Annotated in this window: 11 protein-coding genes and 1 pseudogene; 1 reads left to right on the top strand and 11 read right to left on the bottom strand. The window is 51.4% G+C overall.

The window, feature by feature from the left end:
• Window position 1: 1 nt before the first annotated feature.
• From B5E62_RS10325 to B5E62_RS10280, 10 genes are all read right to left on the bottom strand, one after another.
• The gene (locus B5E62_RS10325) at window positions 2–1,534 is read right to left on the bottom strand and encodes an FGGY-family carbohydrate kinase (RefSeq protein WP_087174497.1); all 1,533 of its coding nucleotides are present in this window, start codon (window positions 1,532–1,534) and stop codon (window positions 2–4) included.
• Window positions 1,535–1,554: 20 nt separating this feature from the next.
• Complete coding sequence (locus B5E62_RS10320) at window positions 1,555–2,496, bottom strand: sugar-binding transcriptional regulator (RefSeq protein WP_087174496.1); 942 nt, start codon at window positions 2,494–2,496, stop codon at window positions 1,555–1,557.
• Window positions 2,497–2,643: 147 nt separating this feature from the next.
• Window positions 2,644–3,282 carry a dihydroxyacetone kinase subunit DhaL gene (dhaL, locus tag B5E62_RS10315; RefSeq protein WP_087174495.1) on the bottom strand — a complete coding sequence of 213 codons (639 nt, stop codon included), beginning with the start codon at window positions 3,280–3,282 and terminating at the stop codon, window positions 2,644–2,646.
• A 14-nt stretch (window positions 3,283–3,296) separates the two neighbouring features.
• Window positions 3,297–4,292 carry a dihydroxyacetone kinase subunit DhaK gene (locus B5E62_RS10310; protein WP_087174494.1) on the bottom strand — a complete coding sequence of 332 codons (996 nt, stop codon included), beginning with the start codon at window positions 4,290–4,292 and terminating at the stop codon, window positions 3,297–3,299.
• Window positions 4,293–4,315: 23 nt separating this feature from the next.
• Window positions 4,316–5,422 (bottom strand): alcohol dehydrogenase catalytic domain-containing protein, encoded by a 1,107-nt coding sequence (locus tag B5E62_RS10305; RefSeq protein WP_087174493.1) that lies wholly within the window; start codon window positions 5,420–5,422, stop codon window positions 4,316–4,318.
• 40 nt (window positions 5,423–5,462) lie between these two features.
• A complete protein-coding gene (locus B5E62_RS10300; protein WP_087174492.1) occupies window positions 5,463–6,584 on the bottom strand; it encodes an ABC transporter ATP-binding protein in 1,122 nt (373 codons plus the stop codon).
• A gap of 4 nt (window positions 6,585–6,588) precedes the next feature.
• A complete protein-coding gene (locus B5E62_RS10295; RefSeq protein WP_087174491.1) occupies window positions 6,589–7,746 on the bottom strand; it encodes an ABC transporter ATP-binding protein in 1,158 nt (385 codons plus the stop codon).
• 10 nt (window positions 7,747–7,756) lie between these two features.
• The gene (locus tag B5E62_RS10290; protein WP_164488613.1) at window positions 7,757–8,581 is read right to left on the bottom strand and encodes a carbohydrate ABC transporter permease; all 825 of its coding nucleotides are present in this window, start codon (window positions 8,579–8,581) and stop codon (window positions 7,757–7,759) included.
• Between the two features lie 49 nt (window positions 8,582–8,630).
• Complete coding sequence (locus B5E62_RS10285) at window positions 8,631–9,566, bottom strand: carbohydrate ABC transporter permease (protein WP_087174489.1); 936 nt, start codon at window positions 9,564–9,566, stop codon at window positions 8,631–8,633.
• A gap of 181 nt (window positions 9,567–9,747) precedes the next feature.
• Window positions 9,748–11,181 carry an ABC transporter substrate-binding protein gene (locus tag B5E62_RS10280; protein ID WP_087174488.1) on the bottom strand — a complete coding sequence of 478 codons (1,434 nt, stop codon included), beginning with the start codon at window positions 11,179–11,181 and terminating at the stop codon, window positions 9,748–9,750.
• Window positions 11,182–11,488: 307 nt separating this feature from the next.
• Here B5E62_RS10280 and B5E62_RS10275 point away from each other — a divergent pair, with 307 nt between their 5' ends.
• Window positions 11,489–12,100, top strand: coding sequence for a DUF624 domain-containing protein (locus B5E62_RS10275; RefSeq protein ID WP_087174487.1), 612 nt, complete (start codon window positions 11,489–11,491; stop codon window positions 12,098–12,100).
• Between the two features lie 141 nt (window positions 12,101–12,241).
• On the opposite strand, the pseudogene tnpA reads toward B5E62_RS10275, so the two are convergent.
• Window positions 12,242–12,482: pseudogene (gene tnpA / locus B5E62_RS10270) on the bottom strand (IS200/IS605-like element ISEnfa200 family transposase); the annotation flags it as partial.

Raw genomic sequence — 12,482 nt, 5'->3', positions numbered from 1 at the left:
CTTATTCCTCCTCACTGATGGCCTGAATTTTCTTGTTCATCTGATGACGGTAATCCCAGATCTGCTGGTTGTGCACCCGCACCTGGCGGAACAGCTCATATAGCAGATCGTACTTCTTTGTCCTCTGCAGGTTTGGCTCATATGTCCGGCGGAAGTTGCAGGCCTTTTTCACCGCCTCCTCATAGGAGCTGTAAATGCCAAGCTTCACACCCGCGATGATGGCCACGCCCTTGGCTCCCAGCTCCTTGCCCTCCGGGATCATCACCTTTTTCCCCATGACGTCCGCGATCATCTGAGCCCAGACCGGGCTCTTGGCGCCGCCCCCTGCCAGGTGGATATTGGCGTCCTTGTCTATGTTCTGAAGGCAGTCCCGTATGGAGAGGCTGATGCCCTCGTACACGGCCCGGATGAGCTGGTTCCTCGTAGTCACCTGACTGATGCCAAAGAAGCTGGCTCTGGCGTAGGGGTGATAGAAGGGCGCCCTCTCTCCCGCCACGCTGATGTAGGGGTGATAGACCACTCCTCCGCATCCCACGGGCACGCTGTCCACGATCCTGTCGATCTCGTCAAAATCCTTTGTCTTCGCGATATTTTCCAGCATCCAGTCAATGTTGGGAGTCCCGTTCAGGGTGGGCTGCAGCTCCACGTACAGTTCCTCGATGGGATGCTTTTCATAGCGGGAATTCTCTGCCCCGAAGCGGCAGTCCTCCTTCCGCATGACGATCTCGCTGGCGCAGGTAGTTCCCAGGATCACGCAGGCGTCCTTCTCGTGGATCGCCCCAAGGCCCACAGCCGTGGCCGATGTGTCCAACGCCCCTGCGATCACGGGAATCCCCTCCGGCAGCCCCGTCTCCTGTGCGAACTCCTTCGTGATCGTCCCCACCACCGTGTCAGAGCTCACCGGGTCCGGCAGATAACTCCGGTACTCGTAGATATCCATGGCCTTCATCAGCTCATCCGCGATCTTTCCTGTCTGGGCATCCATCAGGGATGTAAAACTGTCGGTGATCTCCGTGCCGATGAGTCCGGTCATCTTATAGCGGATCCAGTCCTTGCAGAACAGCAGCTTGCTGGCCCGGTCCAGGACCTCCTTCCGGTTGGTCTTCATCCAGCGCAGCAGCACCATCTGATTGCCGAGGAGCGGCGGCGTGCCTGTGGTCGTGTGATAGAGCTGTCCCACCTCGGGGTGATCCCGGGTGATCTTTCTCACCTCCGAGACAGCCCGGCCATCGCACCATAAAATAGCGTTCTGCACCGGGCGGCCTTCCTCATCGATAAGCCAGCAGCCCTCTCCCTGGCCAGTCACGCCGATCCCCCGGATCCGGCTGACATCCGCCGCCCCGGAGGCTGTCAGCTCCTTCACACAGTCCTTTACCTTCTCCCAGACGAGAAGCATATCCTGCTCCTCCCAGTTGCCGCCATTGTTGACCGTCTCGGCCTCCCGGCTGGCCACCCGGACCTCTCTGCCGCCCTCGTCAAAGAGAACCGCCTTTACATTGGACGTGCCGGCGTCAATTCCCAGAATATAATCCATACAGACTCCCTCCAATCTTTTTATTCTTCTGTATTTTTGTATAGAACCTTTCTGGCTGTCGTCTCATCCGTGATCAAAATATCGATGCATCCTGTCTGCATGGCTGCATGGATCGCATCTATCTTTGAATCCCCGCAGGCCACCAGGATCACGTTGTTTATATTCTTCAGGACCTCCATGCTGGCGTTGAGAAGCCGGTCCGTCAGCGGGCAGCTGTCCCAGGAGCCGTCCGCCCTTATAGGATTCATAGCGATATCTCCCACAAATCCGGCTGCCCTGAGCACCCCGATGTCCTCCTTCGTGATATGGCCTCTCGTGCACATGGTGGACCGCTCCGTCAGCTCACCTACGCCGATGACTGCCACATTGCATTTCCGCATCAGCTCAAAGGACGCCCGTATGCTCCGCTCCTTCATCAGCATCTGCTTTGTCATCTCATGCTCCACCACCACCGGCGCATACAGCATATTGCTTGGACAGTCCAGCTTGTTGGCAAGGTTACGGGCAATCTCATCCGACTTCTCCACCTTCTGCTCAATGTTCTGGGCGCCCATGAGCTGCACCACCCGGCAGTCGCTCCTCTTGTGGTACACCATCTGATTGACCACCTCAGACAGGGTCCGCCCCCAGGAAACGCCGATGACATCTCCCTGGCGGATGGTATCGTTGAGATACTGAGCAGCCACGTTTGCAACCTTGTAGAGAACCGTATCCCTCTCTCCGTAATCCGTGGCGATGACAGCCTGCTTCAGGCCAAATCTGTCTTCCAGCTGGCATTCCAGCTCTATGTTATCTCTCTCGTATCCCTGAATACTTATATTGACAATCCCCAGGTCCACAAGAGAATTGATGATCTGGTTCACCTTCTGACGCGTAAAGGAAAGTCTCTTGGCAATCTCATCCTGCGTCATCCCCAGTGTGTGATACCAGTACGCGATCTTTATATATACATCTTCTCTCATAGGTGTCCTCCAAATTACAATTGTAACAAAAATTTACATTTGTAATTTCAGTATAGCATCTTATCCCTTTTTGTCAATTACTTTTCACACAAAATTCTCAGAAAACAAAAAAGGAGACGGACATACGCCGTCTCCTCCTCCCTGTCCTTACAACAGTTCCATGATCCCGTCCGCCATGGCGGTCAGAATGATACAGCAGGAAGTAGCCCCCGCATCGAGCACTCCTCTGGAGCGCTCACCAAGCCGGCTGGAGCGCCCATACTTGGCCACCATATCCTTTGTAGAATCCCGGCCCGCTTCCGCAGCCGCCTTCATCTCTGCCAGGGCCTCCTTAAAGTCCTGTCCGGTCTCTCCCGCCTTTTTCATGACGTCCACTGCAGGCGACAGAGTATCCACCAGAGTCTTGTCTCCCACTCTGGCATCCACAATGCCATAAAGGCCGTTCAGGCCTGCTTCCAGCATTTCCGCAAAATCCGCCGCCGATATCTCGTCCAGATCCTCTCCCGCTTCGGCCATATCCATGAATATCGTGCCATAAATAGGCCCCATGGACCCGCCAATCTCATTCAGAAGGATCATGCCAAGCTCATCCAGCCCCTCGGTAAAGGATATATCCTCATCCTTAAACCTGTCCTCAAATACAGTAAAGCCTTTATTCATATTCATACCGTGGTCGCCGTCGCCGATCAGGCCGTCCACCTCTCCCAGATACGCCTTGTTGTCCTGTATTCCCTTCACCATGCGCATCAGAACCGGTTTTCCTGCTTCATTTTTTAATGTACCCATATAACTTCTGCCTCCTATACCTGCTTCAGCCCCATAGAATATGCCGGCATATCGATCAGCTCCTTCAGCTCATCATCCAGTTTCATAATGGTGAGCGTTGCTCCCATCATTTCCAGAGATGTGAAATAATTTCCCACATATGCCTTGTGTGTCTTAATGCCCTTCTCCTGAAGAAGCCTGTCGATCTCATCATAGAGAACATAAAGCTCCATGACAGGCGTAGCACCAAGCCCGGACACGAGGACTACTACCTCATCCCCCTCTACAAAAGGATAATCCGGCACTACAATGTCCACCATCCTCTTAGCCATCTTGTCAGCCGTCTCAAGCTCGCACACTTCGATCCCGGGCTCTCCGTGATGTCCGATCCCCACCTCCATGGTTCCATCTTTGATCTCAAAGTTCGGATGTCCCACTGCCGGCAGCGTGCAGGGTGTCAGGCCAATACCCACAGATCTGGTATTGTCAATAGCTTTCTGGGCAGCCGCGATCACCTCATCGAGGTCTCCGCCCTGGGCCGCTTTGGCGCCGCCCACCTTCCACATCAGGACCTCGCCGGCCACGCCGCGGCGCTTCTCTCTCTGATCCTTGGGAGCTGATGCCACATCGTCATTGGCAACCACGGTCTTGACAGTGATCCCGGCCTTTTTAGCCATCTTCACCGCCATCTTCACGTTCATGTTATCCCCTGAATAATTACCGTACAGACACGCAACTCCCTTGCCCTGGTCCGCCACCTTGCAGGCGTCCAGAAAAGCTGCGGCGGTGGGGGAGGAGCATATCTCCCCCACTGCAGCTGCATCGCACATATTTTTTCCCACATATCCGATAAAGGCCGGCTTGTGTCCGGAGCCGCCTCCTGTGACAACTCCTACCTTTCCCTCAGGTATATCCTTCGCCTTTACAACACGGCCGTTATCTGTCGCTTCAACAATATCAGAATGTGCCTTCAGAAAACCCTTCAGCATCTCGTCAACAATATTGTCCGGGTTATTCATTATACGCTGCATATATTTTTCTCCTCCTTACTGGACTACTCCATGTCCGGCACTAAAACAACCTTCAGCGCGCCGTTCTCTCCTGTCTTCGCAATGTGGAATCCCTCCTCCCACTTCTCAAGCGGGAATTTGTGAGTCACAACACCGTCTGTCGGAAGCTTGCCGTTTCCGATCCAGTCGATCACAGTGTCAAAGCAGTACGGACTCAGATGTACGCCGAGAAGATCCAGCTCCTTTCTGTCAGAGATGATACTCCAGTCAACCGTCACCGGAGCGCCAAATACAGAGAACTCCACAAATCTTCCCATCTTGCGGATGCAGTCCAGTCCCTGCTGAACGCTGGAGGGATGTCCGCTGGCCTCTATGTAAATATCACAGCCATAGCCGCCTGTCAGCTCTTTGATCTTTGCCACTACATCCTCTTTACCCGGGTTCATGGTCAGGATATTGTCCCCGTCGCCCCAGAATTCCTTTGCCTTCTCCAGGCGGGCATCATTCATATCCAGCACTACAAGGAGCTTCGGATTTGCCTGCTTCAGAGCACCTACCATGCCAAGTCCCAGTGTGCCCACACCGGACTGTACCACAACGTCCGTGTTGGCAACCTGCGCGCGGCGCACACAGTGGAAGGAGCACCCATAGGGCTCGATCAGAGCGGCTCGCTCAATAGGCAGGTCATCCGGAACAAGGTGACAGTAGGGCACAGACTCCTTGGTGACTCTGACATACTCAGCCATTCCGCCGTTTACATTGTTCTGGAAGCCGTAGAGGTCATGCTTCTCGCACATCCAGTAGCGCCCTGTCTTACAGAACATACACTCTCCGCAGGGAACGATCTGCTCCGGACAGATCCTGTCGCCCAGCTTCCATCCACCCTTCACATTGGGTCCGATCTCCACTACCTTTCCAACAAACTCATGGCCCGGGATCATGGGCTCCTTGATATACTTGGGCTGTCCGTCAAAGCCCCAGAAGCTGGCCGCACCTGCAAACGCCTTTGTATCGCCGGCGCAGATACCGCACGCTTCTACCTTCAGGATCATCTCTCCCTCTCCGGCCCTGGGAGTGTCTACCATCTCAAACCGGTAGTCACCAGGCGCGTACGCAACGATCGCTTTCATTTTTTCTGGTAAGTTGCTCATAGTTCTATCCCTCCTACTTGATTTTTATATACTTTACCGCCTACTCGCGGATACGGTTTCCTGTCTCAATATCAAACAGATGGGTCTTCTCACCCCGAACCTCCAGCTTGATAATATCGCCCGCTTTATATCTTGTCTCATCGTCCGTGATCAGCATCATAAGCGTGTTTCCTACCCGGATACCGATCCTTCTCTCATCTCCCAGGTTCTCAAAGGTATCCACCTTCTCCGGCATGCCGTGAGAGTCAGGGCCGCCCACAAGCACATCCATTGGGCGAACGCCCATCTTACACTTAAACCCGTTGCTGACTACATTGTTGTAGCGCTCCGGAACCTTGATCTGAAGATCACTGCCCTCAAAGGTAAAGAGGAAGTGATCCCCGTCGCCAATGATCGTTGTCTCCAGAATGTTCATGGGCGGCTCGCCGATGAAGGAAGCCACGAATTCATTGACCGGATCATCATACACCTCCGCCGGAGTTCCAAACTGCTGCAGAACGCCAAAATTGATGATGGCGATCTTATCCGCCAGAGACATAGCCTCCAGCTGATCATGTGTTACATATACAGTTGTACATTTAATATCGTTGATCAGGCGCTTGATCTCTGTACGCATAGCCTGACGCGCTTTGCCGTCCAGATGGGACAGAGGTTCATCCATCAGGAGCAGCTCAGGGCGACGGATAATAGCGCGGGCAATATTGACACGCTGCTTCTGTCCACCCGAAAGCTTCACAGGCATCTTATCCAGCAGATCGTCGCACTGCATCAGAGGCGCGATCTCCCGCACTCTCTTGTCGATCTCCGCCTTGTCAACACCCTTTGCCTTCAGATTAAAAGCAATATTGTCATACACAGTGAGAGGCGGATACATAGCGTAGTCCTCAAAGGCCAGGCCGATATGCCTGTCCTTCGGGTGCAGGTCGTTTACCAGTGTATCACCGATATAGATCTCACCCTTTGTGATCGTCTCCAGCCCTGCAGTCATGCGCAGAGTAGTCGTCTTGCCACATCCGGAAGGTCCGAGCAGTGCAATAAACTCTCCCTGCCCGCATTCAAGATTCAGATCCTGTACAGCGTAATCATTCAGTTTGGCGCCTTTTTTCTTCTTGCCGCTATTGTCATAACGCTTGTAAAGATGTTTTATGGTTAATCCTGCCATTTACTTATCCCTCCTGTTCCGCCGCGAGAGCCTTCACTGCCGCTTCATTGTATCTGCTCACATATTCCTTTGTCTCCATGTTAAAGAAGATGGCGTGATCCAGCTCCAGCTTCACGTAGATATCCTGGTCGATCTTTACTGCCAGTCCGTTGGGCGCGATCATGCGCAGCTGCAGATTCCCGATCTCCGCGACAATAACAGATTTGTTTCCGATACTCTCATAGCTGTAAACAGTACATTTCGTATAATCTTCAACAGGATCGAACGAATATTTCACATTCTGCGGTCTGATCCCAAGCTCCACGTCCGTAAGCCCCGCCTCATCCAGAGCCGCAAACAGATCCTTGTCCTCCGGGAGCTGATAGGTTCTTCCCTCCACGTCATTTAACGAGAACGCATAGCCGGCTCCCGTCTTCTCCAGCCTGCCGCCCACAATATTGATCTCGGGATCTCCCATAAGCTGAGCAACAAACTCGTTGCACGGCATGTAGTAAATCTCATCGCTCGTGCCGATCTGCACGATCTTTCCTTTATTAACGATAGCGATCCTGTCCCCAAGAGACATCGCTTCCATAAAGTCATGCGTCACATAGATACTGGTGGTACCAAAGTTGGCCTGTATAGACTTCAGCTCAGTACGCATGGAGTTCCGAAGCTTTGCGTCCAGATGGGCCAGAGGCTCATCCATCAGATACACCCTGGGAGAACGCACAAGGGCACGGCCCATGGCCACGCGCTGCTTCTGTCCGTTGGACAGCTGGCTGGGGAGACGCTCCAGAAGATTCTCCATCTTCATCATCTCCGCCACCTCATGCACTTTCTTCTTGATGAACTCCTCGTCCTTTTTGTAGAGCTTGCTCCTCAATGGAGACGCCATATTGTCGTAGACCGTCATCTGCGGATACAGAGCGTAGTTCTCGAAGACCATGGCCGTATCCCTGTGAGCCGCGTCCACCAGGTTCACAACTTCACCGTCAAATTTTACCACACCCTCCTCGGGAAGCTGGATCCCCGCAATACAGTTGAGGATCGTCGTCTTCCCTGCACCGGCGGGCCCGAATAATACAAAGAATTCTTTATCTTTAATATCCAGTGAAACCCCGTCCAGGGCGGTCACTTTCCCAAACCGTTTCGTAACATTTTCCAATTGTATTCTTGCCATATTCTCACTCCTATCCCTTGACTGCACCGAAGCTCAGGCCGCGTACAAGATGTTTCTGTATACAGAGGGCGAATATAATCGCCGGCAGAGCCGAAATCGTTGCCGCAACCGCAAGCTGTCCGTAATGGGCACTGTCTGTTCCAAGGAACTTTGTAATAGCAACAGTGATCGGCTGTACATTTGTTCCACCCAGCATCAGCGGGAATGTGAAGCAGTTCCATGCGAAGATGAAGGCCAGCAGCGCCGCGGACACGAGTCCCGGCTTGATGAGCGGAATAAGGTTTTTAAAGAAGATCTGATACCAGCTGTAGCCGTCCACCTGTGCCGCATACTCGATCTCCACAGAGATATCCTCAAAGTATCCCCGCACAACCCAGATCAGCAGCGGCATGGAAATGAGCTGGTATACCCAGATCAGTCCAAAATAGCTGTCATAGATCCCCAGCATCTGGTAGATCATGAACAGCGGAAGCACTACCAGGATCTCAGGTGCAAATTTGAACGAGAGGATCTGGAACGCAATGTCTTCCTTCTTCTTAAAATTATATCTGGCCAGCGCATAGGCTGCCGGGACACCGGCTACAACTGAAACGATAACAGCGCCGCCTGCCACGATCAGGCTGTCCAGCATGTACTGCAGGTAATCCGACTCAAGCAGTACTGCCTTATAGTTGTCCAGTGTCGGGCTGAATATAAATGTAGTTGTGTACATCTCAGCGTCCGATTTAATGGACAGGATCAGCATCCAGATCAGCGGGAACAGAGCAAACATCGCATATATGATCAACAGTCCGTTCTGGACGATACGTCCAAGTCTCTTTGAAGCTGTATTCATGCTTAACATCCTTTCTGTATCTGAAATTTACCGTTTAGAGCACACCGCGCTATTCCTCCAGACCTGCCGCCTGCTTCTGAGCCGCACGCTGTCTCTTTACGATCTGTTTTGCCACAATGTTGATAAATACCCACAGCACCAGAATGTACGGAAGCGCATATCCGAATTTCTGGAACTGGAAGCCGTTCTGGTAGGCGGTCAGCGACAGGTTCATCAGGGTGTCGCCCGGGCCTCCCTTTGTCAGAGCGAAGATGATCGCATATTCCTGCAGAGCCGCCATCAAGCGGAACAGGAGAGCGATGTAAAGGCTGGGTTTCAGCATCGGAAGCGTCAGGTTCCAGAAGTTGAACAGCACGCTTCCTCCATCAATCTTTGCAGACTCAAAGGGTGACTTGGGAAGAGACTGCAGTCCAGCCAGCACAAGCAGCATACAGAAGGATGTGTTCACCCAGACATCGATCATGACCGCTGTCAGCATAGCCGTCGACGGGCTGGCCGCCCACGGGAAATTATACACGCCGAAGATATTCAGGAATTTCTCCAGAATACCCACAGAGTTGTTCAGCATCAGCTGCCACACAATAGTAGCCGTAACAGGCGCAACCATAAGCGGGAAGATCAGCGCAACACGCATGATCTTGGAAAATTTGTTGTTCAGATTGTTCAGCAGGATCGCAATGCCCATTCCAAGTCCCATCTCGATCACCGTGCTGAAAAATGCGTACCTCAGAGTAACCCACACAGCCTTCCAGAAATCCGTGGATGACAGGATTTCGATCCAGTTCTTCAGGCCGACAAAGCTGTATGTAGGCAGTCTGAACGAATAGTTTGTCAATGAATAATATATAGCCATTATGAACGGTATCATGATACCGATCGTAATGATCAGCGCAGGCGCCACGATCATATACGGAAGCATCCTTGTCTTAAACGGGAGCACATTCAGCTCACTTACCGCGGCGCTGTTTTTTTTCTGCTCTTTCATCCTGGTTCCTCCATTCATATATTACGATCAGCCACTGCCTCTTCACAAACACATCTATTATCAAAAAAATCAAGGAGGGTCAGGTAACCCCTCCTTGACTCTAACCCTTTTCAATAAGAATATATCGACTCATACAGATTATTCTGTGATGTGTACCGTTCAGGGCAATGTATGATTTTTGTTATTCTGATATCTCCAGATCAGATACAATGCTGTCCAGCTCCTCCTTCAAAGCCTTCATAGCCTCCTCAGTGGACGAGTAGGTATCGCTCGTCACAAGGTCCTGAAGTGTCTCAGCCCATGTAGTTGTACACTCGAAGAAGTACGGCTGAGGTGTAAACTGGATAGAAGCATTTTCTGTCAGAGCCGCGATGGACTCCAGATAGTTGTCCGCAGAACCGACAACAGCTTTGTACTCGTCGCTTTCCATTACAGATGTACGCGGAGTATCCGGGCTGGCTCCCTCTGTTCCGGACCAGAGCATATACTCGGGGCTTGTGAAGTACTGGATGAAGTACCATGCAGCATCCTTATTCTTGGAGTCTGCATTCATAGCCAGTGACCAGATCCAGATGTTTGCCTTCATATCTTCCTCAGATTTTCCTTCCGGAAGAGGAATGGTAGACCATGCAATATTTCCGGACTCCTGAGATGCGCCTTCAAAGTTCTGGAAGTAGCCTGCACTTGTAGCGTCAAACAGCATAGCTGCTTTGCCTGCTCCGAGGTCAGCGCTGGCCTCGTACCATGTGTAGTTTGTCCACTGCGGAGGACCTGCCGCCTTGATCAGATTTACCCAGTAATCTGTCATCGCAATGGCTTCCTCAGAATCGAGCTGACATACAAGCTTGCCATCCTCGATCGCAAAGTCCTGAGCGCCCCATGTTGAGAACAGGGACATATATCCGGGATGGATGGTGGCCCACTCACGGGTACCGCGTACAGCAATACCGTAGGAGCCGGAGCCTGCGAACTCATTCAGGGCAGTGGCTGTCTCAAGCAGCTCATCTGTAGTTGTTGGAACCTCAAGTCCCTTCTCTGCAAACACGTTCTTGTTGTAAGCCAGACAGTTCAGCTCCCAGCCCATGGGAAGTGCCCACTGTGAGCCCTCGCCTACTTTATGTCCGGGAACCGTATCCCATTTCAGTCCGTCAACAACGGCCGGGATAAAGTCATCAAAGTTGTAATCCGGATCTGTCTTGGCCGGGTCGTTGATGTAGTTATCCAGCGGCTCCATGTATCCGGCAGGAGCGTACTCCCAAACCTGATAAGCGCCGGTCATATATACATCGGGCGTACCGGAACGGCTGCTCAGTGATGTGTTCAGCTTGTCGAAGTAGTTTGACTCAGGTGTGGATGAATATTCAACCGTTATACCTGTCAGCTCCTCGAACTCGGGGATCTTCTCGATTACCGCCTTGGAATAGTTATGCTCATTGAACATAACATTGATGGTTGTTCCATCATAGTTCTTCCAGTCAAAATCCTCTGCACTGCCAGCCTCGTATTCCTCTTCGTCCGAGCCGCCACCGCTGCTGACTGTTTCTCCGCCGCATCCGGCCAGCATGGACGCTACCATAGCTGTACACAGAAGAGCACTGATAAGTCTTTTCTTCATTCTTTCTTGCCTCCCTTTTTCAATAATTTTCCCTCTCCGCACAAAATATTCAGACTTCCGTTTACCTGCCAGAAGCTTTCGGAATATTCTATGCAAATTTCTTAAATCCATTGTACATCCGAGCCTATACTTTTGTCAAGCATTGTTACATTTGTAAAAATTCACAAAAATTTTATTGTCTTTTTGCATAAAAATAATATTTTTTTGTTCATTTTTTTGTTAATTTTTTATTTAACAAAAAATTCTCATCTTGCGGCCGCCATTCTTTTAGTGTATGATTAATTTATCATCTGCAGGAGGACAAAAAATGAAATTTTTTGAATATGACGGTGGTTTCATGAGAACTGCCACAATTCTAAGCCGGCTCACCCTGCTGAATCTGCTTTGGCTTGCGTGCTGCATTCCCCTTGTGACGATCGGAGCCGCCACAGCCGCTCAGCACCACTGCGCCGCCTGTCTCATGAGAGGAGATATCCATATTGGAGGAAATTTCAAAGAAGGACTCCGGCTTTACTGGAAGAAGGGGACCGTGATCTGGATCTGCTCCGCCGTGCTTGGGACCGCCTTTGGCATGGCCTGCTACATGCTGGAGCTGGGCTCCATGCCCTACAAAAACGTACTGATGATCATGGCAGGGATTGCCTTCCTGACGATGGCCCTGGTGCTCATGTGGGTCTACCCTGTGATGGTCAATTTTTCCGGAAAGCTGTCAGAAATCGTTTTCAATTCATTTATCTTCGCCTTTATGTATGCGCCGGTGACACTGATCGCCGCTGTGTTCTACGGCATCGCCGCTTTCCTGTTCTTACGGTTCCTGGCCACCCGGCTGCTGGTTATCCTCTTCGGCCCGACCGTGGTAGTGTACTGTACGCTGGTGCTGTTTGAAAAGGTATTTCAGAAGTATAAGAAAAAGGAATAGAAATAGTCAAGACCACCGGCTTAGCCGGTGGCTTGCTTTGACCCTATAAGGGTCTTTTACCGGCACTGGAGTCTAAAGACTCATCGATTTGGTTCGCCAATCGCAACATCATTTTCTTACTTGAGCCCTAAAGGGCTCTTCTTATCTGTTTTGCTTTACTGGCTCACCCGTGAACGGGTCTATATACTCTTTCAGTGTCATTTGATCATATTCCAGATCTTCCTGTAGCTGATTGGCTATATATTCCTCTATTTTCTTCGCATTTTTCCCTACCGTATCTACGTAGTATCCTCTGCACCAGAAATGTCGGTTCCCATATTTATATTTCAAATTGGCATGCCGCTCGAATATCATTAGTGTACTTTTCCCTTTCAGATACCCT

The organism is Lachnoclostridium sp. An118 (assembly GCF_002160985.1).
Taxonomy (GTDB): Bacteria; Bacillota; Clostridia; order Lachnospirales; family Lachnospiraceae; genus Claveliimonas; species Claveliimonas stercoravium.
The sequence above is the reverse complement of the archived record's forward strand: the minus strand, read 5'-3'. Positions and strand labels throughout refer to the sequence as shown.